This window comes from Aliiroseovarius sp. Z3 (genome assembly GCF_029105185.1).
Lineage (GTDB): Bacteria > Pseudomonadota > Alphaproteobacteria > Rhodobacterales > Rhodobacteraceae > Aliiroseovarius.
In genome coordinates, this window is record NZ_JAFMZK010000003.1 from 55,235 (window position 1) to 76,646 (window position 21,412).

Genomic DNA, 21,412 nt, shown 5'->3' on the forward strand with positions numbered 1-21,412 from the left:
CTTACATGTCCGGAATTCCTCATGATCATTACGAACCCAAGACCGGGTTCGAAAAATGGCTGAACAAGCGGCTTCCCGTTGTTGGCCTGCTGTATGACACCCTGATGATCCCGACCCCGAAAAACCTGAACTGGTGGTGGATCTGGGGCATCGTCCTGACCTTCTGTCTGGTTCTGCAAATCGTGACCGGCATCATTCTGGTGATGCACTACACACCGCATGTCGACATGGCTTTCGCATCCATAGAGCATATCATGCGTGACGTGAACGGCGGTCATATGCTGCGCTATATCCACGCAAACGGCGCATCGCTGTTCTTTGTGGCCGTCTATATCCACATCTTCCGCGGCCTGTTCTATGGCTCGTACAAAGCCCCGCGCGAAGTGACATGGATCATCGGCATGCTGATCTATCTGATGATGATGGCAACCGGCTTCCTGGGCTATGTTCTGCCCTGGGGTCAGATGTCCTTCTGGGGTGCAACGGTTATCACCGGCCTGTTTGGCGCCATCCCCTTCATCGGCGAAGGCCTGCAAACCTGGCTTCTGGGCGGACCGGCCGTGGACAACGCCACGCTGAACCGCTTCTTCTCGCTGCATTATCTTTTGCCCTTCGTGATCGCCGCATTGGTGGCTGTTCACATCTGGGCGTTCCACACCACGGGCAACAACAACCCGACCGGTGTTGATGTGCGGACCGGGTCGAAAGAAGAGGCCGAGAAAGACACCCTGCCCTTCTGGCCCTATTTCGTGATCAAGGATCTGGTCGGTCTGGGCGTCGTGCTGATCGTTTTCTTCGCCATTGTCGGCTTCATGCCCAACTATCTGGGTCACCCCGACAACTATATCGAAGCCAACCCGCTGGCGACGCCTGCGCACATCGTGCCGGAATGGTATTACCTGCCCTTCTACGCGATCCTGCGGGCCTTCACCGCCGACGTTTGGGCCGTGCAACTGGTCAGCTTCCTGACCGGCGGCATTGTCGACGCGAAATTCTTCGGTGTGCTGGCGATGTTCGGCGCGATCTTCGTGATGGCGCTGGCCCCGTGGCTCGACACCTCGTCGGTTCGTTCGGGTCAGTATCGTCCGGCCTTCAAGTGGTGGTTCCGTCTGCTGATCATCGACTTCATCGTTCTGATGTGGGTCGGTGCGCGTGACACGAACTTCCCGCATGACTGGATTTCGCTGATCGGTGCCACCTATTGGTTCGCCTACTTCCTTGTCATCCTGCCGCTGCTGGGTCTGTTCGAAAAACCGACCACACCGCCAGCGTCGATCGAGGAAGACTTCAACGCCCACTATCCCGGCGCAGCCGAGTGAGAGGATTGAAAACGATGATCAAGAAACTCACAAAATCCGCCGTCGTCGCGCTGGCCCTTACCACGGGTGGCGCATTGGCAGCCGGTGACGAAGGTCACATCGAAGATGTCGCGTTCTCGTTCGAATGGCCGTTTGGCAAATACGACCAAGAGCAACTGCGTCGCGGCCTCAAGGTCTATACCGAGGTCTGCTCGGCCTGCCATGGTCTGAAGTATGTGCCTTTGCGCTCGCTGGCTGACGAAGGTGGCCCGCACTATACCGAAGACGAAGTGCGCGCCTATGCGGCCGCGAACTTCACCATTTACGACGAAGAGCTGGAAGACGACCGTGCGCGCACGCCTGCGGATTTCTTCCCGGCAGTTTCAGGCGAAGGTATGGGGCCTGACCTGTCGCTGATGGCCAAAGCCCGCGCTGGCTTCCACGGCCCGGCGGGCACAGGTTTGAACCAGTTGCTGCGTGGGATCGGCGGTGCAGAATACATCGCCAGCTTCCTGACCGGCTTTAACGGTGAAGAGACCGAGGTCGCCGGCTCTGTCCTTTATGGCAACACTGCCTTCCCCGGCGGCTGGGTTTCGATGCCGCCGCAATTGGAAGACGGGCTGGTCGACTATGACGACGGTCACAACAACTCGGCGCATCACATGGCCGAAGATGTGGCCGCCTTCCTGATGTGGACAGCCGAGCCCAAGATGATGGCCCGCAAGCAAGCTGGCTTCGTCTCGGTCTTGCTGCTGGTGCTGCTGACCTCGCTTCTGTATCTGACGAACAAGAAGCTCTGGGCACCGCACAAGGGCAAAAAATTCGACGCCTAAGCGTTGGGTTTGATGGAATAGAGAAGGGCGCCGCAAGGCGCCCTTTTTTTCTTGAGTGATGATTGGACATGAGTAGCTTAAAGGCAAACAGACTAGGCAACACGACTAGGGGTTAAAGAGTGGCCAAGCATACCGGTTACAAATGGTTGATAGAGCAATTTGTTGAAATTGCGAGGAACAGTGTACAGGCCAATCGGATTCGAAAAAACGGGCATCCTGTGCGCACAAACGATGGCCCCCAATTTCCTTTGTCTGCACAGGAAAGAGACCAGAAGGAGGTGCTTCTCTCTTTGGACGCTAGTGCTAGGGAAGTGATTGCACGACTAATTGAACAAGCTCGAATCTCAGCGGTCCACGACCTTGCCTGCTTCCTTGAAGCTGAAATTTCTGAGAAGAATGTCTCAATTCAAGTGGGTGACGACGAGCTTACAACAAGCCCTTTTGCATCCTACGAGTTTGATTTTGTATGCCGATTAGAAGGTGATAGTTGGCCAGACGATTAGAGGTCGCTTGGGACCAAATAATGCCTGTCACCCCCCAAATACTCTCTCAACGCGTCTGGCGGGTTTTCGAATATCTCTGCGGTCGGAACCGGGGCGTGGGCTTGTCCGCCTTCAACAAGGATCACGTCGTCCGACAGCAGCCGCGCATCTTCGGGGTTGTGGCTGACCATCAACAGCGTCGCTTGCGTCTCGGCAGCCAGCTCGTCCACCAGCGCCAGCATTTCGGCCCGCAAGGCCGGGCCAAGCGCCCCAAACGGCTCGTCCAAAAGCAACAAAGGCCGGTCACGCAGAAGCACCCGTGCCAAGGCGACGCGCGCAATCTGTCCGCCCGACAACTGGGCGGGTTTCCGGGCTTCCTTGCCAGCAAGACCGACCCGGGCCAGAGCGGCCTCAACCCGCTTTTTGTCGTCCGATGTTAGCCGAAGATCCGGCCTGATACCCAACCCGACATTCTGTGCGACTGTCAGGTGCGGAAACAGGTTGTTGTCCTGAAACACCATGCTGATCGGCCGATCTGCCGGATCATCGGGCATCACCGCCCCCCGCCACTTGATCACACCACTTGTCAGCGGCTGGAACCCGGCAATCATCGCCAACAAAGTTGATTTGCCCGCACCTGACGGCCCCAGAACCGCAACACGCTTGCCTTCTTGCACCTGAAGGTCCGCCACGAGGGTGAAATCCCCCATCTCGATCCGAGCGTTTTCAATCGTCAGCATTCACGCGACCCCCGCGGTCAAAAATCCAGAACAGAAGCAACGACAGCCCCAGCAAAAGCACAGCCGCCGCCGCCGCGTCATCCATACGATAGGCCCCCATAAGGCGGTAAAGCTGCAAGGGCAGTGTCACACCTTGTGGATCAGCGAACATCGCGATAACGCCAAGGTCGCCCATCGACAATGCCGCCGCCAGACCCAGCGCGAACCCCAACGGTCGCCGCAATCTTGGCAGCCACAGCAGCCGCACCCGCGACAGCCCGTGCAACCCCAACCCATCGGCAAGCGCACCGAAATCTCGCTCGACGGTCCTGAGTGCTGGGACGATGGCACGGAGGGCGAAGGGAAGGCTCATCGCTGCATTCACCAGCGCCGTCACCGGCAGTGCAAGGTCCGCAGGTTTGACGAAAGGGAAGAGGATCAGAAACAAGCCCGTCCCGACCACCAATGGCGAAGCGGCGATGGTCAGATACCCCAACCCTTCGACCAACCACGCACTTCGCTGCACAACGAGGGCGGCAATTGGCAATGCCAACGCCAACGTCAGAAAGGCCGACCCGAACGCCACAAGAAGCGATCTGAACGCCGCCTGAAACACGGATACAGGCAACGTCAGCAACCCCGGAACACCGTCGACGAAAACCATCATCAGCGGCAGAAGCAAAAACAGGCTCGCCAGAGCCACGGCTGTCATATCAAGAACGCGTTGACGCCAATTGTCATCCCATCGTTGCACTGCGCGATCCAACCCGATGCCCATATTGCCGGGAACGGCGACCCGAAACGCGATCATTGCCGCCCCTGCTCCCATTGCGAACTGGATCAGGGCCAGCATCGCGGCGCGGCCAAGGTCAAAATCGAACTTGAACGCCTCGTAAATCGCAAGCTCGACCGTCGTGGCCCGCGGCCCACCACCCAGCGCCAAGGCAACGGCAAACGACGTCAGGCAAATCAGGAAAATCACCAGAAACGCGCCGGGGATCACCTCGCGCAGCATCGGGCGCTCCAGTGTCCGTGCTATGTCACGCGGACCCATGCCCAGCGACGCGGCAAGGCGGAAGCGTTCGGCGGGGATCGACAGCCAGCCCTGCAATATCAGACGTGTCGCCAAGGGTAGATTAAAGAACACATGCGCCAGAATGACACCGTGATAGCCATAGACCGATATCGGATCGATCCCGAACAGGCCCAGCGCCGCGCTGATGATGCCGGTCCGACCAAAAACCGCGATCAAGCCAAGCACGGCCACGATAACGGGCAGAATGAAGGGGGCGCCCAGAAGGGTGACAAGCACGCGACGCCCCGGAAAATCTCGCCGCGCCAGCGCGCGGGCCACCGGAATGGCCAGCACGACGCTGACCCCAGCCGACAGAGCTGCCTGCCACAAGGTGAACCGTATGGCCGCCCAATCCGATGGCCCAAGACCACGGCCGCCGTCGGCGCGCAGCGTCACGGCAAGCAGCGTGCCAAACACCATCACCACAAGCAGCAGGACGGCAAGAAGGCCGGGCCAATGTGACACCCATAGGGGACGCCCTGTATGACCCGACCGTTGCATTTACTTCGAGAACGCCGTCAGCCATTCGTCCAGCGCGGGCTTGCGCAGGGCTTCGGCTTCGTCCTCGGGGTGGAAGATCGCCTTGCCCGGCACGCCCAGCAGATCGAACTTCTCAGGCAGAAGGGCGGCGTCCAGCTTCGACGGGTAAGACCAGTTGGCGGTCGGAATTGCCTTCTGGAACTCCTCGCTCAGCACATAGTCCATGAAGGCGCTGGCCAATTCAGGCTGATCGGTGGTTTTCAGCTTCGCGGCCAGTTCGACAAACAGGTAATGACCTTCCTCGAAAATCGCCGCCGACTTGGTCATGTCGTCTTCGGCAATGATGTGATAGGCGGGCGAGGTGGTGTAGGACAGCACCATATCCGCTTCGCCATCCGTGAACATCCCATAGGATTCCGACCAGCCTTGCGTCACGGTCAGAACCTTTGGGGCCAGACGCTCCCACGCGTCGGACGCGTTATCGCCATAGATCGCCTTGACCCACAACAAGAGCGCCAGCCCGGAAATCGAGCTGCGCGGGTCTTGCAGAACGATTTTCACATCATCCGGCATGTCCAGCAGCGCCTCGAAACTGGCGGGAGGGGTTTCCATCTTGGTGTTGTCATAGATGAACGCGGTGTAGCCATAGTTAAACGGCAGGAACACGTCATCGGTCCAGTCAATCGGCATGGTCAGACCGCTGACATCCTGCCCATGCGGCGCAAACAGGCCGGACGCGCGGGCCCGCGCGGTGACGTCGGTGTTCAGGCCTATGACCACATCAGCTTCAGTCCGCTCGCCTTCCAACAGGATGCGCGGCAGCACGTCGCCGGTGATGAATTGCAGGTCACAATTGCACTGCGCTTCAAAGCCCTGTTCGATTCCGGGGCCGGGCCCCCATTCCGAGGCAAAGTAGTCAGGCGCATAGACTTGAAGCACGGGCGTATCCGCGTGGGCCGCGTGGGCCATCAGTGCAAGTCCTGCGACAAATGAAAGGGTCTGTTTCATGGCATCCTCCAAATGCGCCGGACGGAGTGGCATTTGGGGCATCCAAATTACCTTCCCTCCGCCGGTTCTAGCCGGTTCAGGTTCAACGGGTCCGCATGGATTGCATCTCAGCCGGTTCATTCCGGCCCCCCGAGGTGTGGCCATTCCTGACGGGTTTGGCACAACTTGGCAAGCCCCCCTTGACCTTGAGGCAGCGATCGGCAATGTGAACGCTAACACCCGCCATATCGGAGCCGAACATGTCGGACGCCACTCACAACCCTGTAAAAGGGCTGGGCTTTGCTTTTGCCGCCTTCGCCGTCTTTGCCACCCATGATGCGATCATCAAGGCGCTTGGCGTCAGTTTCTCGGTGTTCCAGATCATCTTTTTCGCGATGCTGTTTGCCTTCGTGCCGATGTCGGTCCTGATGCTGGCAGACCGGCAGGTCGACAACTTCCGTCCACACCACCCGTGGCTTATCCTGCTCAGATCGGTGACGACCGTCATCGCGATGTCGGCGGCATTCTATGCGTTCACCGTGCTGCCGCTGGCCGAGGTCTATGCCCTGCTGTTTGCAACCCCCCTGCTGATCACGGCGATGTCTGCCATGTTGCTGGGGGAAACCGTGCGGGTGCAACGCTGGGCGGCTGTCGTGGTCGGGTTGATCGGCGTTCTGATTGTCCTGCGGCCCGGTGTCACCCAGATATCGTTCGGGCATATCTGCGCCCTGATCGCCGCGTTCTGTTCCAGCCTGGGGTCGATCATCATACGAAAGATCGGCGGAGAAGAGCGGACAGCGGTGATGATCCTATACCCGATGTTATCGTCAATCCTGGTCATGGCGCTGGCGCTGCCCTTTGTCTATCACCCCATGGACGTGGCAGAGCTTGGCCTTTTCGCCGGTGTCGGCGTTCTGTCGGTGCTGGCGCAGTTCATGATCATCGCCGCCTATCGGATCGCACCAGCCGCGGTGATCGCCCCAAGCCAATACAGCCAGATCCTTTGGGCCACCCTGTTCGGCGTCCTGTTCTTCAACGAATGGCCGGATAGCTGGGTGGGCGTCGGCGCCTCGGTCATCATTGCGTCGGGCATCTTTATCGTCTGGCGCGAAAGCCGCCCGTCGGTCTCGATGCGCAACCCAATCCTGCGCAACCCCAATCCGCGTTATGACGCGGGGCCAAGCCCCAAACCGAAACACCGCAGACCGACAAGCTGACGCCGTCACGCTTCCCTTTCGCACGGGGCTTCGCTATCACCCTGACAACGAAGGAGCATCCCCATGTCGATGAACAGCTTTGGTCACATCTTCCGCGTCACCACCTGGGGTGAAAGCCACGGTCCAGCATTGGGGGCGACGGTGGACGGCTGCCCGCCGAATATCCCGCTTGAGGCCGAGATGATTCAGGTCTGGCTGGACAAGCGCCGCCCCGGCCAGAACAAACACACCACCCAGCGCAACGAACCCGATCAGGTGCGTATTCTGTCAGGTGTCTATGAAGGCAAGACCACCGGCACGCCGATCCAGTTGATGATCGAAAACACCGATCAGCGGTCGAAAGACTATGGCGAGATCGAAAAGACTTTTCGCCCCGGCCATGCCGACATCACCTACTGGCAGAAATACGGCATCCGCGATCCGCGTGGCGGCGGGCGATCCTCGGCCCGCGAAACCGCGGCGCGTGTTGCCGCCGGAGGGATTGCCCGTGAAGCGTTGAAGGCACTGGTGCCGGGGCTTGCGATCAAGGGCTATATGACCCAGATGGGTGCCCTGCACCTGGACCGTGACAGGTTTGACTGGGATGCCATTGATCAAAACCCGTTCTGGCTGCCTGACAACACCGCGGTCAAGGACTGGGAAGATTATCTGCACCGGTTGCGGACCAAGGAACATGACAGCGTCGGCGCCGCGATCGAGGTTGTTGTGCGCGGGGCACCTGCCGGGCTGGGCGCACCGATCTATGCCAAGTTAGACACCGACCTTGCGGCCGCGATGATGTCAATCAACGCCGTGAAAGGCGTCGAGATCGGTGAGGGTATGGCAGCGGCCGGCCTGAAAGGCACCGAGAATGCCGACGAGATCTTCATGGGGAATGACGGGCAGCCGGTGTTCACCTCCAACCACGCGGGTGGCATTCTGGGTGGCATTTCCAGCGGTCAGGACATCGTGGTTCGCTTCGCCGTGAAGCCCACGAGTTCGATCCTGACACCGCGCCAGTCGATCACCAAATCGGGCGAACCGATTGAAGTCGTCACCAAGGGCCGCCACGACCCCTGCGTTGGCATACGTGCGGTGCCGGTTGGGGAAGCCATGGCGGCCTGCGTGGTCCTTGACCACGTGATGCTGCACCGGGCCCAGATGGGCGATGGTCCGCGCGGCAAGATCGGGTAGGGGAAGCCGGGCAGAGCCCGGCGGATTCAATGCCTCCGGCGGGGATATTTCCGGCCAGAAGAAGCCCTAGGCGGTGGCCGCGACCAATGCAGTATCCATCAGCGCCTTGATGTCCTTCGTCGATGTTCCGGCGACGATCCGACCGAGTTCTTTATCGCCTTTCAAAACCACAAGGGTGGATCGGCGTGGAATACGCAGTGACTTTGCCAACGCCGATTTGCCGTGCTGATCCCAGTCAACATCAATGAAGGTGATGGCTTTCTCATAGTTGGGATTTTCGGCTTTCAGGGCGTTGATGACCCGTTCCTGGGCCGCACATGTGCTGCACCAGCTGGCCTTGAAGTCCAGAAACACGGTGGCGCCGTCGTTCAGCGCTTTGGTGACCAGTCCGGGCGAATAGTCCGCCGCGGCCTGAGCAGCCCACGGAGCAAGCGAGGCTGCGGCTGTCAGGGTCAGGAAGTCGCGTCGTTTCATTTGGGTTCTCCTTTCAAAGGGAAACTGAGAAGTCATTGAGCCAGGCAGGCAGGTTCTGAACCGCCCAGGCCTCGGCGATGTGGTGTAATCTGAAAAGGATGGCCATACCGACCAGCAGGAAGACTGCCCCCATGATCGGGCGCGATTTCTGAGCGATGCGCCGCATCAGGGCCTGCCTGCGCAGGATGGTCGCCCGCGCCCCGTATCCAAGCGCCAGAATGATGGTCGAGACGCCCAGCGCAAAGGCCAACATGATAGCTGCAGCCCAAGGGATGCTTTTGCCCTGGGACGCCAACGATATCGCTCCGCCCAGCGTTGGGCCGATACATGGGCTCCAGACTGCGCCCAACAGGGCGCCACCCAAAAACTGGCCCCCGAGGCTGGCCCGGTCAACATCGTCAAGATTGGCATCCGCATGGGACGACACGCCAGCGGTGGCCGTGGCAAAGCGTTCGGACAGCGCTGGTGTCATCAGGATCAGGCCAAAACCGATCATCAACACCGCCCCGGCTTGCGCGACCATGTCTTCGGTCAGCCCAATGGCGTAGCCCGCAACGGTGATGATCAGACCAAGCGTGACAAAGGAGGCGCTCATCCCGGCTGCAAGGGCCAGAGGACCGAACCGGCTGGACTGAAGCGCGGTCGCCAGCACGATGGGCAACACGGGCAAAACGCAGGGATTGATCAGGGTCAGCAATCCCGCAAGATATCCAAACAACAGTTCCATGGCGCTTAGCGTAAGGAAACGAAGCGCCGTGTCATCTCACGATAGCCCCGCGCCGCTTCACGTCTGTGTGGGATTTTGTTTCGAAAGCTGCACCGCAAGTATGCCGAAAGCAATGATCCCGACGCCTATGAAATCAATGACCGTCAGCGCCTCGCCCAGCAGGAGCCACGCAATGGCGACGCCAAAGAAGGGATTGAGAAAGTGGAATGTTGCCGCCTTGACGGCGCCAATCCGCCCGACCAGCGTGAACCAGACCCACGTGGCAAGAACACCCGGCACAAGAACGGTATAGCTGAACGCAAGACCAAGGCGCAGGCTGGGTTCAAAGGCTGGATTTTCCAGAAACAGGGCAGCGATGGCAAGAACGGCGGATCCCACGAACATCTGCAATCCGACGATCATCATAAGATTGCCGCCGGACGACGCTGTGCGCACCGCCAGTGTCGCCGCTGTCAGGGCGGCAGCCGCAATGAAGCAAAGCACAACACCCAACACATCGACACCACCTGACAGGCGCGATCCCATGATCAGGGCGACGCCGACAATCCCGGCCAACAGGCCGATCATCGCCAAGGGACGCATTCGATCACCCATCAGGATCCATCCCGCAAAAGCCACCATCAGCGGCATGGTGGAGGCGATGATGGACGCAAGACCGGCTTCGATCCATTGCATGGCCACGAAATTCAGGCCCAGATAGAGCGCGTTCTGACAAACGCCAAAGACAACAACCGCCCGCCATTGGTTGCGCGTCAGCGACCAGCTTTGACCCAGCGCGCGGGCAATGATCACCGCAAGCAGTCCCGAAATCAGAAACCGCAGGGCCAGTGAATAAAGCGGCGGCGCATCGGCAACGATTATTCGGGCCGACGTGAAAGCCGAGCTCCACATCAGGGCAAAAGCCAGCCCCATAAAGATCGCGCGCAGATCCATGCTACCTCCGCAAAAGAAAAGGGCCGCCACGTGGGCGACCCTTTCCGAAATTCCATCCGGGGACAAGCCCCGACAGGCAGAAGATCAGCCGTTCACGCTGTCTTTCAGGGCCTTCGCGATGGTCATCTTTACAACCTTGTCAGCATCCTTGTGGATCTGTTCGCCGGTGGCGGGGTTGCGCACCATGCGGGCAGGACGTTCACGGCAGTAAATCTTGCCAACGCCCGGCAGAGTCACGGCGCCACCACCGGAAACTTCCTTGGTGATGATGTTGATGATACCGTCCAGCGCGCTCGACGCCGATTTCTTGTCCGAGCCCATTTCTTCGGCCAAGGCAGCGACCAGTTGGGTCTTCGTCATAGGTTTCGACATGTATTACACTCCTCACATTTGCCCATTGATTGGGCTTCATTGGGCGCATTTAACTGTATGTAGCGGGGGGACACAACGATTTGTTGTGCAGATTTCCCCAATAAATAGCGGTTTTTTACCTGTTTTCGCGCTTCTTTCCCTAAAGGAAAGCCGTCTCTTCGAAACTTCTGAGCTTCCGACTGTGGATTCGCTCGATCGGCATTTCGCGCAAAGTCTCCATCGCCTGGATGCCAATCAGCAGGTGACGCGCCACCTGTGACTTGTAGAAATCCGATGCCATTCCGGGCAGTTTCAGCTCGCCATGGAGCGGTTTGTCCGAGACGCAAAGAAGCGTGCCATAGGGGACGCGAAAGCGAAATCCGTTGGCGGCGATGGTGGCGCTTTCCATGTCCAGAGCAATGGCGCGTGACTGGCTGAGACGCTGCACCGGCCCCGATTGATCGCGCAATTCCCAATTGCGGTTGTCCAGGGACGCCACCGTGCCGGTCCGCATGATCTGCTTCAGGTCATACCCCTCAAGTTCAGTGACTTTGGCCACGGCTTTTTCCAGCGCGATCTGGATTTCCGCCAGCGGGGGGATCGGCACCCAGATCGGAAGATCATCGTCCAGAACCTTATCCTCGCGCAGATAGGCATGGGCCAGAACGAAATCACCCAGCCGCTGGCTGTTGCGCAGACCGGCGCAATGACCAACCATCAGCCACGCGTGGGGGCGTAGCACGGCAATATGGTCGGTCGCGGTTTTCGCGTTGGACGGGCCAACACCGATATTCACCAAGGTAATGCCTGACCCATCGGCCCGTTTCAGGTGATATGACGGCATCTGAGGCAGTTTTTCGGGCGCTGGCAGCTTTTGATCCGGTGCCGTGATGCTCTGATAACCGGGACCGACGAAAGACGTGTAGCCCGTTTCGGGATCAGCCAGCATCTGCCGGGCATAGGCTTCAAATTCCTCGACATAGAACTGGTAGTTGGTGAACAGAACGTGGTTCTGAAAATCCTCGGGCTTGGTGGCGGTGTAATGGGACAACCGAGCCAACGAGTAATCCACCCGTTGCGCCGTGAAAGGAGCCAGCGGAGAGGCCCCGTCGTCGCTCATCTGGGCAACACCATTAACGATGTCATCATTGGTACTGGACAGGTCCGGCACATCAAAAACATCGCGCAAGGGAAACCCCATCGCGCCTTCCTGAGGCACCGTTATGTTCGGATCATTGGCCACGGCGAAGTGCACAGGCATGGGGGTGTTGGACCATCCCACCTGAACAGGTACGCCGTGATGCTCCAGCAGCAAAGACACCTGCTGTGTCAGGTAGTGCTCGAACAGATCAGGGCGCGTGATTGTTGTGCTGTAAGTGCCCGGTGCCGGCACGTGCCCGAAACTCAGGCGCGTGTCAATTTGCGCGTGAGTGGTCGTCGTCAGGCTGATTTGCGGATAGAAGGCACGATAGCGGGTATCGGGCTGATCGCCGGACACGGATTGTTCGAAGGTCTCACACAGAAAGGCGCTGGCTTCTGCATACAGCTCTTTCAACCGCTGAACGGCAGCCTTGGCATCCGTAAACGTTTCATGTGCGCCATGCGGCGGCGTGATCACGGGCAGAGAGTTTCCGTTCGACAGCATCAATGATCCTCAATCAGATTGGTCAGCTCAAATCTGGTGACGTCCACAAGTCCCAGATCAGAAATACGTAACTCGGGAATGACGACAAGCGCCAAAAGGGAATGCTGCATATAGGCATTGTTCAACGAACAGCCGCACCGCTCCATCGCTGCCACCATCGCATCCGCCTTCGCGGCCACCTGGCGCGCAGGGGCGTCCGACATCAGACCTGCCACGGGAAGTTCAACCAACGCCAGTTCCTCGCCGTCTTTGAAAACGGTAATGCCGCCACCAACCTCGCCCAGACGATTTGCGGCCAGTGCCATATCTTCACGGCTGGTGCCGACAACGATCATGTGGTGGCTGTCATGCGCCACGGTCGAGGCGATGGCCATCCGCCCCTTGTAGCCAAAGCCCGACACAAGCCCGTTCACAACTTCGCCTGTGGCCCGATGGCGCTCGACAAGCGCGATCTGGCAGACATCCTGCGCCTCGTCCGTTTCCACCAAACCGTCGACCACACCAAGGTCGCGGGTCAGCGCCTTGGTCGGGGCCTGGTTTTCAACCACGCCGATCACCTTGGCGCGGACGGAATTTGCCCCCTCGGGCGCGGCGATCTCGAAATCGACAGCGTCCAGCACGCGGCCCAGATGCACGGTCTTGCGAGCGCATTCGGGCCAGTCGAGATGTGGACACTCGACCGTGACCTCTCCACCTTCGGCCACCGTCACACCGCGCGCAATCACCCGGCTGATCGGCAGGGTCGTCAGATTGTCGGTCAGGATCACATCTGCCCGCCGTCCGGGCGAAATAGAGCCTAATTCACGCTCTAACCCGAAATGCGTGGCCGTGTTGATCGTTGCCATTTGAAGCGCGATAAGCGGATCGCACCCGCACGAGATCGCGTGGCGCACCACCCGGTTCATATGGCCGTCATTGACCAAAGTGCCTGAATGGCAGTCATCGGTACAGAGGATAAAGTTGCGCGGGTCCAGACCCTTTTCCGTGACCGCCGTGATCTGGGTTTCAACGTCATACCACGCCGATCCCAGCCGCATCATCGACCGCATCCCCTGCCGCACACGGGCAATCGCGTCTGCCTCGCACGTGCCTTCGTGATCGTCAGCCGGGCCGCCAGCCGCATAGGCATGAAAATCAGGGCCAAGGTCTGGGCTTGCGTAATGCCCGCCCACGGTCTTGCCCGCCTTTTGCGTCGCCGCAATCTCGGCCAACATCTTGGCGTCACCATTCACCACACCCGGGAAATTCATCATCTCGCCCAGCCCGATGATGCCCGGCCATTCCATCGCCTCGGCCACGTCCTCGGGGGTGATCTCATAGCCAGTGGTCTCTAACCCTGGCGCAGACGGCGCGCAGGAGGGCATTTGCGTGAAAATATTGACGGACTGCATCAGCGCCTCGTCATGCATCAATTTCACACCCTCAAGCCCCATCACATTCGCAATCTCATGCGGATCGGTAAACATGGTGGTGGTGCCATGCGGGATCACGGCGCGCGCGAACTCGGCCGGCGTCAGCATCCCGCTTTCAATATGCATATGCGCGTCACACAGACCGGGGATCAGGTATTGGCCTTCGGCGTCGATCACTTCGGTCCGATCACCGATACAATGGCTCGCATCCGGGCCGACATAGGCGAAACGTCCATCGGCAATGGCTACCTGCCAGCCGTCCAGCACCTCGCGTGTATGAACATTCACCACGCGACCGCCCCGGATCACCAGATCGGCAGGTTCGCGTCCTGCTGCCACCGCGACAAGACGGGGCGCAGATGTAGACCATGATTTGAAACTTGGGTTTTCCATTGACCCATTGTTCTAAATTTCGATGTTAGCGCAACCCCCAAAAACGCTTCGATATTTGCGCTTTTCAATTGCGCCACGACGGCGATACTGCGCGCATGGACAAGACACTTTTCGTTTTCGGTTTTGGGTACACAGCCCGCGCTCTGGCGCGTCTGCTGGGGGATGAGCTCACCATCATCGGCACCTCGCGTGAGGCGGGGCCGGATGTGATCCAATGGCCGGGCGCGGATATTTCCGAACCCCTGTCACAGGCAACGCATCTGCTGATTTCAGCCGGCCCAGATGCAGACGGAGACCCCGTTTTGCGGCAGGTTAGAGACGAAATCGCTCGCATCGCCCCGCAACTTGAGTGGGTCGGCTACCTGTCCACAACCGGGGTCTATGGCGACCATGATGGCGGTTGGGTGGATGAAGATACACCCCTAACGCCGTCAACCAAACGCGGCCAGCAACGGGTCGAGGCCGAGGCGGCGTGGCAAGAGCTTGCCGCCGAGGTGGAGTTGCCGCTGCACATCTTTCGACTGGCAGGCATCTACGGCCCCGGTCGCGGACCGTTTGCCAAGGTGCGGCGCGGCACCGCGCGCCGGATCATCAAGCGAAACCAGGTGTTTTCGCGTATCCACGTCGATGACATCGCACAGGTGCTTGCCGCGTCCATCGCAAATCCAAACCCCGGTCGCATTTACAATGTCTGCGACGACAACGCTGCACCACCAGAGGACGTGCTGGCCCATGCCGCCGATCTTCTGGGCTTGCCGCACCCCCCGGCCGAGAATTTTGAGACCGCCGAGATGACCCCGATGGCGCGCAGCTTCTATGCCGAAAGCAAGAGGGTAAGAAACGACCGGATCAAGGACGAACTGGGCGTGAAGCTGCTCTATCCCACCTATCAGGATGGATTGGCGGCGCTGCTGAAAACCGAGGGTTAGGCCCGCTTTTCACCGATTTGTGCCACGCCCAAGACATCCAGCACCTTGGCTTCGATGTCCTTGGCTGACAGGCCAGCTTCTTCATACATCCGCGCGGGGGACGCATGGTCGATGAACGTATCGGGCAGCACCATTGACCGGAATTTCAGACCCGTATCGAACACACCTTCATCCGCCAGAAGCTGCGCGACATGGCTGCCAAAGCCACCAATCGCGCCTTCTTCGATGGTGATCAACGCCTCGTGATCGGCGGCCAGCTTCAGGATCAATTCGCAATCCAGCGGCTTGGCAAACCGGGCATCTGCAATCGTCGGGGTGATCCCACGGGCGGCCAGCGCCTCAGCGGCTTTCTCGACCTCGGACAATCGCGTTCCGAAGGACAGGATCGCCACGCGCGACCCGTCGCGGATCATCCGCCCCTTGCCGATCTCAAGCACCCGGCCTTGCTCGGGCAGTTCGACCCCGACCCCTTCACCGCGTGGATAGCGGAAGGCGCAGGGGCCATCGTTGATGGAATGTGCGGTCGCGACCATGTGCATTAATTCGGCCTCGTCCGCGGCGGCCATAACGACCATTCCGGGCAGGTTAGACATGTAACCGATATCGAAGGCACCCGCATGGGTGGCCCCATCCGCCCCAACCAAACCGGCACGGTCAATCGCGAAGCGGACAGGCAAACGCTGCACCGCCACATCATGCACCACCTGATCATAGCCACGTTGCAAGAAGGTCGAATACATCGCGCAAAACGGCTTCATCCCGCCAGCCGCCAGTGCTGCCGAGAAGGTCACGCCATGCTGTTCGGCGATCCCCACGTCAAAGCACCGCGACGGATAGCGTTCAGACATCAAGTTCAGCCCGGTGCCATCCGGCATCGCCGCCGTCACCGCGCAAACCTTGTCATCCTTCCCGGCCAGATCGACCAGACCCTTGCCAAAGACCGAGGTATAGCTGGGCGCGTTCGATGGCGCCTTGTGCTGCTTGCCGCTGGCCACGTCAAACTTGGCGGTGGCATGGCCCCGATCGCGCGCCGCTTCCGCAGGGGCATAGCCTTTGCCCTTCTTGGTGATCACATGGATCAGCATCGGCCCGGTGGCCCGGTCATGCACCGTGCGCAGGATCGACAGCAGGCTTTCCATGTCATGCCCATCAATCGGACCGACATAGGAAAAGCCCAATTCCTCGAACAAGGTGCCGCCGACAGTCATGGATTTGACCATCTCTTTCGCCCGGCGCGCCCCTTCCTGAAACGGCTCGGGCAGCAGGCTGACCGCGCCCTTGGCGGCAGCTTTCAATTCCTGAAACGGCTCGCCTGCATACAGGCGGCTCAGATAGCTGGACATTGCGCCAACAGGGGGCGCAATCGACATTTCATTGTCGTTCAGGATCACGAACAGGCGGCGATCCAGATGACCTGCGTTGTTCATGGCTTCAAACGCCATACCAGCCGACATGGCCCCGTCGCCAATCACCGCAACGGCGTCGCCGATCCCGTGTTCGGGCGCACCCCCCAGATCGCGCGCCACCGCAAAGCCCAGCGCGGCGGAAATCGAGGTCGAGCTGTGACCAGCCCCAAATGGGTCAAAAGGGCTTTCCGACCGCTTGGTGAAGCCTGACAGCCCACCTTCGGCCCGAAGGGTGCGAATGCGGTCGCGGCGCCCGGTCAGGATCTTGTGCGGATAGCATTGGTGGCCCACATCCCAGATGATCCGGTCGCGCGGCGTGTCAAAAACAGCGTGCAGAGCCACGGTCAGTTCAACGACCCCCAACCCGGCCCCGAGATGCCCGCCGGTTTCCGATACCGCCGAAATGGTTTCGGCCCGCACCTCTTTCGCCAGCGCGTAAAGCTCGCGGTCGGTCAGGGATTTCATGTCGGCCGGAACCGTCACGCGATCAAGAATGGGTGTCTCGGGTTTATCGGCCATATGCGCCCCGCTGCCTATCTGTCGCGCTGGATAACGAAACGGGCGGCGTCCCGCAAGGTTTCGGCATCCTTACCATGGGGGGCCAAAGCGTCACAGGCCTGCTCCACCAGCTCGGCTGCGCGGGTTTTTGCCGCCTGCAGGCCCAGCAGGGATACAAAAGTCGCCTTGCCAGCGTCCGCATCCTTGCCAACGGCCTTGCCAACCGCCGCCGCATCCCCTTCCACATCCAGAATGTCATCAGCGATCTGGAAGGCCAGACCCAACGCGGTGGCATAGTCGCGCATCGGCTTGGGATCGGCGCCTGCCAGAAGCGCCCCCGCCTCAGCCGACCAACGGATCAATGCCCCGGTCTTCCCGGCTTGCAGCGTAATGATTTCATCCAGACCCAAGGGCGTGGTCGCTGTTTCTGCGGCGATGTCCAGCGCCTGACCATGGACCATCCCCATCTGCCCGGAAGCCTGCGCAAGCGAGGCAATCAGCGCCACCCGCGCATTGCCCACGCCATCGTGCGTCAGCAGCTCAAACGCCAAAGTTTGAAGCGCATCCCCGACCAAAACCGCCGTCGCCTCGTCCCATTTCCGGTGGACGGTGGGCAGGCCACGGCGTAGGTCGTCGTCATCCATGCAGGGCAGGTCGTCATGCACCAGCGAATAGGCGTGAACCGCCTCGATCGCCGCAGCGGGCCAGACAGAGACCGCGTCATCGACACCATGCAATCGCGCGCTTTCCATCACCAGAAACCCACGCAATCCCTTGCCGCCCGCCGTCGCATACCGCATCGCTTCTGCCAGCGCGCCTTCAGGTCGAATAGCACCATGCAGGCAAGCCCGCGCCAACCCGCTTGTCTCGATCAGCCGTGTTTGAAACATTTACAGCCCTTCGACCGGCGTCGTTCCCGCAGGGTTTCCGTTGGGATCAAGCGTGATCGCCGCCACCTTTTCTTCGGCTTCCTTCAGCTTCTTTTCGCACCGCGCCTTCAACTCGGCCCCGCGTTCATAAAGCTTGATCGAATCTTCAAGCGCGACATCCCCGCGCTCCAACTGACCGACCACGGTTTCCAGCGCGCGCATGGCCTCTTCGAAACTCATTTCGCCTACGGGTTTGTCGCTCATGCGCCTCGCTCCATCATCACTTTGACATAAGCCCCGACACTGTCGCCAAGGGCCTGAAGATCATAGCCGCCTTCCAGCGACGATACCACCCGGCCTTCGCAGCATTTATCTGCCAGATCACAGATCCGATGCGCCAGCCACGCGAAGTCCTCGGTTTCCCATTGAAGCCCCGCCAAAGGGTCGCGGCGATGGGCATCAAACCCGGCCGAGACCAGCACCAATTGCGGCTCATAAGGCTCTAACACAGCGGAAAACACTTCTTCCCACGCTTCTTGCATGACCTCGCCACCTGTCGCCTCTTCCAAGGGGATATTGATGATCTGGCCGAACGCGCCTTTCTGGTGCAGCCCGCCCGAGCCGGGGTAAAGCGGCATCTGATGCGAAGATACGAACCGCACCCGGCTTTCATGCCACAGAACATCCTGCGTGCCATTGCCATGGTGCACGTCGAAATCCAACACCGCGATCCGGTCAAGCCCGTGATGTTCCGCCGCATATCGCGTGGCGATGGCGACGGTTGAAAACAGGCAGAAGCCCATCGGTGTCGCCTTTTCCGCATGGTGACCCGGCGGGCGGCAGGCGACAAAGGCATTCTGTGCCTCGCCTGCCAAAACAGTGTCTATTGCAGCCACATTCGCCCCTATCGCCCGAAACGCAGCCTCCAGTGATCCGGGGGACATAAACGTGTCACCATCCAGTTGCGCCCAGCCTTCGACCGGCGCAGCGTCATCAAGCTTTTCAAAATACCGTCGCGAATGCCCAAGGCGCACATGGTCCAACGTGCCCATGGGTGCGGTTCGCCGATCCAGCACGGCGAAGTCAGACGCGGACAGAGCGGTTTCGATTGCGTCCAGCCGTGCCACCTGTTCGGGATGACCCGGTGGCGTCACGTGTTCGCGGCAAACCGGGTGCGTGTACAGCAGAGTTGTCATGGCGCGACGCTAGGACAATCCGATCCGATCAACAAGGCGATGTGCACCCCTGCGACGATCAATCAGGTGCAAGCATATACCCGGCCCCACGCACGGTCTGCAGATAGCGGGGCTGCTTGGGATCGGTTTCCAACTTGCGCCGCAGCCGCGTGATCTGCACGTCCACAGCGCGTTCCTGTGCCTGCCCCTGATCGCGCCCGAGCTGTTCAACCAGCGAGGTCCGGCTGACCGCATCACCTGGCGTCGCCGAGAATATCCGCATCAACTGCGCCTCGGTCGCTGTCAGACGCACAAGATCTTCGCCGCACCAAAGCTCACCGCGTTCGGTGTCATAATGCTTGTCGCCCAGATTCAGCACTTTTGGCGTCACCTCATCTGCCACCACCGGCATCCGGCGCAGGATGGCATTGATGCGCAAAAGCAGTTCTTTCGGCTCGAACGGTTTTGCCAGATAATCATCCGCACCGGCTTCCAGCCCTTTGATGCGATCCTCGGTGTCGCCTTTGGCGGTCAGCAGCAGAATTGGTGTCGCCAAATTCTCGCGCAGTGACCGGGTCAGGCTGATCCCATCTTCACCCGGCATCATCACATCCATGACAATCAGATCAAAATCCAGCCCTTCCAGCAACCGTCGTGCATGCGATGCGTCCCGCGCGGCACTGACCCAGAAACCCTGCCGGATCAGGTATTTTTGCAACAGCCTGCGAATGCGTTCGTCGTCATCGACGATCAACAGATGGGCTTCGGTCAGGTCATTCATCGCTACTATCCTTGGCCCGGTTAAAGTGATGTCGTAATTCGGGGTCCATCATCGCCTCCAACACCGTGCGAAAGCCCTGCACCGCTTCCGGCCCGGCTTCGCGATAGGCCTGGCGCATTCGTTCGCGCTGCGCGGTGGACAGCTCCTGCTCCAACGCCGTGCCGCTTTCGGTCAGAAACAGATGCCGCTCGCGTTTGTCGCGGGTGCCCACGCGACTTTCAACCAACCCATCGTCGATCAGCGTACGCAACACGCGGTTCAGCGATTGCTTGGTCACGCCCAGAATGGACAATAGGTTGTTCACGGTGGTGCCCGGCGCACGGCTAATGAAGTGAAGCGCCCGGTGATGCGCCCGCCCCAACCGATACTCGTCAAGAATACGGTCGGGATCGGCTGTAAATCCGCGATAGGCGAAGAACATCGCCTCGATCCCTTTGCGCAGCTGTTCGTCCGTCAGGAACAGCAGCGTCTGACCACCCGGTGTCTGTGTATCCGCCATTGCCGGCCTCATCACAATTCATGTTACAGGTTCCAGTTTTATGTCAGCGTTGTTGACTTTCCAAGAATCAATTGTTAGCGAAATGCTGATTTTGCGTAATTTAATGTCCGATACGGACCTAATCTGCGCAACTTTTGCAAACATGCCCAAGGGCGACAGACTGGAAAGGACTGGAAGATGAGCGGATATGATGACCGTGACGGCAAGATCTGGATGGACGGCCAGTTGGTCGAATGGCGTGATGCAAATGTGCATATTCTGACCCATGCGCTGCATTATGCGTCCTCGGTTTTCGAAGGCGAACGTCTGTATGACGGCAAGATTTTCCTGAGCCGCAAACACTCGGAACGCCTGCTGAAATCGGGCGAGCTGATGGATATGCCGATCCCCTATACCGTCGACGAAATCGAAGCCGCCAAGCAGGCCGTGGTCGAGGCGAACGGGTTGACCAACGCCTATGTGCGGGTCGTGGCGTGGCGTGGTGCAGGCGAAGACATGGGGGTTTCCTCCGCGCGCAACCCGGTGCGCATGGCCGTCGCGGCCTGGGCCTGGGGGGATTACTATGGTGACGCCAAAATGCAGGGTGCGAAGCTCGACATCGCCAAGTGGAAACGTCCGTCACCCGAAACCATCCCGACCGCCGCAAAAGCCGCCGGTCTTTACATGATCTGCACCATGTCCAAACACGCGGCCGAGGCGAAAGGCTGCTCGGACGCGCTGTTCATGGATTATCGCGGCTATGTGGCCGAAGCGACCGGCGCCAACGTCTTTTTCGTGAAAGACGGCGAGGTGCACACGCCGCTGCCCGATGCGATCCTGAACGGGCTGACCCGTCAGACCGTGATCGGGATGTTGAAAGATCGCGGGATCACTGTGCATGAGCGCCACATCATGCCGGAAGAACTGGAAGGGTTTGAACAATGCTGGCTGACCGGATCGGCCGCAGAAGTGACCCCGGTGGGCCAGATCGGTGAGCATACGTTCGAAGTCGGTGCTTTGACCCGCGAAATTGCGGAAAGCTATGAGAAGCTGGTGCGCAGCTAAGGTGATTTAACC

General features: G+C 59.7%; 22 protein-coding genes and 1 riboswitch. Of the genes, 7 read left to right on the top strand and 15 right to left on the bottom strand.

Features of this window, described 5'->3' with window-relative positions:
* Window positions 1-5: 5 nt before the first annotated feature.
* The 3 genes from petB to J3R80_RS05945 all read left to right on the top strand — a co-directional run bounded on the left by petB (window position 6) and on the right by J3R80_RS05945 (window position 2,634).
* On the top strand, window positions 6-1,319 hold the full coding sequence (gene petB / locus J3R80_RS05935; RefSeq protein WP_275392847.1) for a cytochrome b: 1,314 nt from the start codon (window positions 6-8) through the stop codon (window positions 1,317-1,319).
* Between the two features lie 14 nt (window positions 1,320-1,333).
* Complete coding sequence (locus J3R80_RS05940; RefSeq protein WP_275392848.1) at window positions 1,334-2,131, top strand: cytochrome c1; 798 nt, start codon at window positions 1,334-1,336, stop codon at window positions 2,129-2,131.
* A gap of 119 nt (window positions 2,132-2,250) precedes the next feature.
* A complete protein-coding gene (locus J3R80_RS05945) occupies window positions 2,251-2,634 on the top strand; it encodes a DUF6547 family protein (protein WP_275392849.1) in 384 nt (127 codons plus the stop codon).
* On the opposite strand, the gene J3R80_RS05950 is transcribed toward J3R80_RS05945, so the two are convergent.
* From J3R80_RS05950 to J3R80_RS05960, 3 genes are all read right to left on the bottom strand, one after another.
* Window positions 2,631-3,353 carry an ATP-binding cassette domain-containing protein gene (locus J3R80_RS05950; RefSeq protein WP_275392850.1) on the bottom strand — a complete coding sequence of 241 codons (723 nt, stop codon included), beginning with the start codon at window positions 3,351-3,353 and terminating at the stop codon, window positions 2,631-2,633. The two genes, J3R80_RS05945 and J3R80_RS05950, sit on opposite strands and share 4 nt — an antisense overlap.
* Window positions 3,340-4,827, bottom strand: a complete 1,488-nt coding sequence (locus J3R80_RS05955) for a thiamine/thiamine pyrophosphate ABC transporter permease ThiP (protein ID WP_275393256.1) — start codon at window positions 4,825-4,827, stop codon at window positions 3,340-3,342. Before J3R80_RS05955 ends, J3R80_RS05950 begins: the two co-directional genes overlap by 14 nt.
* 81 nt (window positions 4,828-4,908) lie before the next feature.
* Entirely contained in the window at window positions 4,909-5,895 is a 987-nt protein-coding gene (locus J3R80_RS05960; RefSeq protein ID WP_275392851.1) for a thiamine ABC transporter substrate binding subunit, read from the bottom strand.
* A gap of 36 nt (window positions 5,896-5,931) precedes the next feature.
* A riboswitch (TPP riboswitch) is annotated at window positions 5,932-6,037 on the bottom strand.
* A gap of 97 nt (window positions 6,038-6,134) precedes the next feature.
* Here J3R80_RS05960 and J3R80_RS05965 point away from each other — a divergent pair.
* Window positions 6,135-7,091: a DMT family transporter gene (locus tag J3R80_RS05965; protein WP_275392852.1), complete on the top strand. Its 957-nt coding sequence runs from the start codon at window positions 6,135-6,137 to the stop codon at window positions 7,089-7,091.
* Between the two features lie 63 nt (window positions 7,092-7,154).
* Window positions 7,155-8,264, top strand: a complete 1,110-nt coding sequence (gene aroC, locus J3R80_RS05970; protein WP_275392853.1) for a chorismate synthase — start codon at window positions 7,155-7,157, stop codon at window positions 8,262-8,264.
* 66 nt (window positions 8,265-8,330) lie between these two features.
* Here aroC and J3R80_RS05975 read toward each other — a convergent pair whose 3' ends face one another.
* The 6 genes from J3R80_RS05975 to ade all read right to left on the bottom strand — a co-directional run bounded on the left by J3R80_RS05975 (window position 8,331) and on the right by ade (window position 14,199).
* Complete coding sequence (locus J3R80_RS05975) at window positions 8,331-8,738, bottom strand: thioredoxin family protein (protein ID WP_275392854.1); 408 nt, start codon at window positions 8,736-8,738, stop codon at window positions 8,331-8,333.
* A gap of 13 nt (window positions 8,739-8,751) precedes the next feature.
* The gene (locus tag J3R80_RS05980) at window positions 8,752-9,465 is read right to left on the bottom strand and encodes a cytochrome c biogenesis CcdA family protein (protein WP_275392855.1); all 714 of its coding nucleotides are present in this window, start codon (window positions 9,463-9,465) and stop codon (window positions 8,752-8,754) included.
* Between the two features lie 57 nt (window positions 9,466-9,522).
* On the bottom strand, window positions 9,523-10,398 hold the full coding sequence (locus J3R80_RS05985; RefSeq protein WP_275392856.1) for a DMT family transporter: 876 nt from the start codon (window positions 10,396-10,398) through the stop codon (window positions 9,523-9,525).
* 84 nt (window positions 10,399-10,482) lie between these two features.
* Window positions 10,483-10,770 carry an HU family DNA-binding protein gene (locus tag J3R80_RS05990; protein WP_091427903.1) on the bottom strand — a complete coding sequence of 96 codons (288 nt, stop codon included), beginning with the start codon at window positions 10,768-10,770 and terminating at the stop codon, window positions 10,483-10,485.
* Between the two features lie 139 nt (window positions 10,771-10,909).
* Window positions 10,910-12,394 (bottom strand): AMP nucleosidase, encoded by a 1,485-nt coding sequence (locus tag J3R80_RS05995; RefSeq protein ID WP_275392857.1) that lies wholly within the window; start codon window positions 12,392-12,394, stop codon window positions 10,910-10,912.
* Window positions 12,394-14,199: an adenine deaminase gene (ade, locus tag J3R80_RS06000; protein WP_275392858.1), complete on the bottom strand. Its 1,806-nt coding sequence runs from the start codon at window positions 14,197-14,199 to the stop codon at window positions 12,394-12,396. Before ade ends, J3R80_RS05995 begins: the two co-directional genes overlap by 1 nt.
* Window positions 14,200-14,294: 95 nt before the next feature.
* On the opposite strand from ade, the gene J3R80_RS06005 reads away from it, so the two are divergent.
* Window positions 14,295-15,128 (top strand): SDR family oxidoreductase, encoded by an 834-nt coding sequence (locus tag J3R80_RS06005; protein ID WP_275392859.1) that lies wholly within the window; start codon window positions 14,295-14,297, stop codon window positions 15,126-15,128.
* Here J3R80_RS06005 and dxs read toward each other — a convergent pair.
* Genes dxs through J3R80_RS06035 form a run of 6 tightly spaced genes read right to left on the bottom strand, consistent with a single transcriptional unit; the run spans window position 15,125 to window position 20,356 of the window.
* Window positions 15,125-17,053 carry a 1-deoxy-D-xylulose-5-phosphate synthase gene (gene dxs / locus J3R80_RS06010; RefSeq protein WP_275392860.1) on the bottom strand — a complete coding sequence of 643 codons (1,929 nt, stop codon included), beginning with the start codon at window positions 17,051-17,053 and terminating at the stop codon, window positions 15,125-15,127. The two genes, J3R80_RS06005 and dxs, sit on opposite strands and share 4 nt — an antisense overlap.
* 14 nt (window positions 17,054-17,067) lie before the next feature.
* Entirely contained in the window at window positions 17,068-17,922 is an 855-nt protein-coding gene (locus tag J3R80_RS06015; protein ID WP_275392861.1) for a farnesyl diphosphate synthase, read from the bottom strand.
* Window positions 17,923-18,165 (bottom strand): exodeoxyribonuclease VII small subunit, encoded by a 243-nt coding sequence (locus J3R80_RS06020; protein WP_275392862.1) that lies wholly within the window; start codon window positions 18,163-18,165, stop codon window positions 17,923-17,925.
* On the bottom strand, window positions 18,162-19,097 hold the full coding sequence (locus J3R80_RS06025; protein ID WP_275392863.1) for a histone deacetylase family protein: 936 nt from the start codon (window positions 19,095-19,097) through the stop codon (window positions 18,162-18,164). Before J3R80_RS06025 ends, J3R80_RS06020 begins: the two co-directional genes overlap by 4 nt.
* Before the next feature lie 58 nt (window positions 19,098-19,155).
* On the bottom strand, window positions 19,156-19,857 hold the full coding sequence (locus tag J3R80_RS06030; protein ID WP_275392864.1) for a response regulator: 702 nt from the start codon (window positions 19,855-19,857) through the stop codon (window positions 19,156-19,158).
* Window positions 19,850-20,356 (bottom strand): MarR family transcriptional regulator, encoded by a 507-nt coding sequence (locus J3R80_RS06035; RefSeq protein ID WP_275392865.1) that lies wholly within the window; start codon window positions 20,354-20,356, stop codon window positions 19,850-19,852. Before J3R80_RS06035 ends, J3R80_RS06030 begins: the two co-directional genes overlap by 8 nt.
* A gap of 177 nt (window positions 20,357-20,533) precedes the next feature.
* Between J3R80_RS06035 and J3R80_RS06040 the strand changes: the two genes are divergently transcribed.
* Entirely contained in the window at window positions 20,534-21,400 is an 867-nt protein-coding gene (locus J3R80_RS06040) for a branched-chain amino acid aminotransferase (RefSeq protein ID WP_275392866.1), read from the top strand.
* The last annotated feature ends 12 nt before the right edge of the window (window positions 21,401-21,412 follow it).

Excerpts from the sequence above, each read along its gene's own strand:
- J3R80_RS06020 (WP_275392862.1), bottom strand. The coding sequence starts at position 18,165 with ATGAGCGACAAACCCGTAGGCGAAATGAGTTTCGAAGAGGCCATGCGC.
- J3R80_RS06035 (WP_275392865.1), bottom strand. The coding sequence starts at position 20,356 with ATGGCGGATACACAGACACCGGGTGGTCAGACGCTGCTGTTCCTGACG.
- dxs (WP_275392860.1), bottom strand. The coding sequence starts at position 17,053 with ATGGCCGATAAACCCGAGACACCCATTCTTGATCGCGTGACGGTTCCG.
- J3R80_RS05950 (WP_275392850.1), bottom strand. The coding sequence starts at position 3,353 with ATGCTGACGATTGAAAACGCTCGGATCGAGATGGGGGATTTCACCCTC.
- J3R80_RS05975 (WP_275392854.1), bottom strand. The coding sequence starts at position 8,738 with ATGAAACGACGCGACTTCCTGACCCTGACAGCCGCAGCCTCGCTTGCT.
- J3R80_RS06040 (WP_275392866.1), top strand. The coding sequence starts at position 20,534 with ATGAGCGGATATGATGACCGTGACGGCAAGATCTGGATGGACGGCCAG.
- J3R80_RS05965 (WP_275392852.1), top strand. The coding sequence starts at position 6,135 with ATGTCGGACGCCACTCACAACCCTGTAAAAGGGCTGGGCTTTGCTTTT.
- J3R80_RS06030 (WP_275392864.1), bottom strand. The coding sequence starts at position 19,857 with ATGAATGACCTGACCGAAGCCCATCTGTTGATCGTCGATGACGACGAA.
- J3R80_RS05980 (WP_275392855.1), bottom strand. The coding sequence starts at position 9,465 with ATGGAACTGTTGTTTGGATATCTTGCGGGATTGCTGACCCTGATCAAT.
- ade (WP_275392858.1), bottom strand. The coding sequence starts at position 14,199 with ATGGAAAACCCAAGTTTCAAATCATGGTCTACATCTGCGCCCCGTCTT.
- J3R80_RS06005 (WP_275392859.1), top strand. The coding sequence starts at position 14,295 with ATGGACAAGACACTTTTCGTTTTCGGTTTTGGGTACACAGCCCGCGCT.
- J3R80_RS05955 (WP_275393256.1), bottom strand. The coding sequence starts at position 4,827 with ATGGTGTTTGGCACGCTGCTTGCCGTGACGCTGCGCGCCGACGGCGGC.
- J3R80_RS06025 (WP_275392863.1), bottom strand. The coding sequence starts at position 19,097 with ATGACAACTCTGCTGTACACGCACCCGGTTTGCCGCGAACACGTGACG.
- J3R80_RS05985 (WP_275392856.1), bottom strand. The coding sequence starts at position 10,398 with ATGGATCTGCGCGCGATCTTTATGGGGCTGGCTTTTGCCCTGATGTGG.
- J3R80_RS05960 (WP_275392851.1), bottom strand. The coding sequence starts at position 5,895 with ATGAAACAGACCCTTTCATTTGTCGCAGGACTTGCACTGATGGCCCAC.
- aroC (WP_275392853.1), top strand. The coding sequence starts at position 7,155 with ATGTCGATGAACAGCTTTGGTCACATCTTCCGCGTCACCACCTGGGGT.
- J3R80_RS05995 (WP_275392857.1), bottom strand. The coding sequence starts at position 12,394 with ATGCTGTCGAACGGAAACTCTCTGCCCGTGATCACGCCGCCGCATGGC.
- J3R80_RS05990 (WP_091427903.1), bottom strand. The coding sequence starts at position 10,770 with ATGTCGAAACCTATGACGAAGACCCAACTGGTCGCTGCCTTGGCCGAA.
- J3R80_RS05940 (WP_275392848.1), top strand. The coding sequence starts at position 1,334 with ATGATCAAGAAACTCACAAAATCCGCCGTCGTCGCGCTGGCCCTTACC.
- J3R80_RS06015 (WP_275392861.1), bottom strand. The coding sequence starts at position 17,922 with ATGTTTCAAACACGGCTGATCGAGACAAGCGGGTTGGCGCGGGCTTGC.
- petB (WP_275392847.1), top strand. The coding sequence starts at position 6 with ATGTCCGGAATTCCTCATGATCATTACGAACCCAAGACCGGGTTCGAA.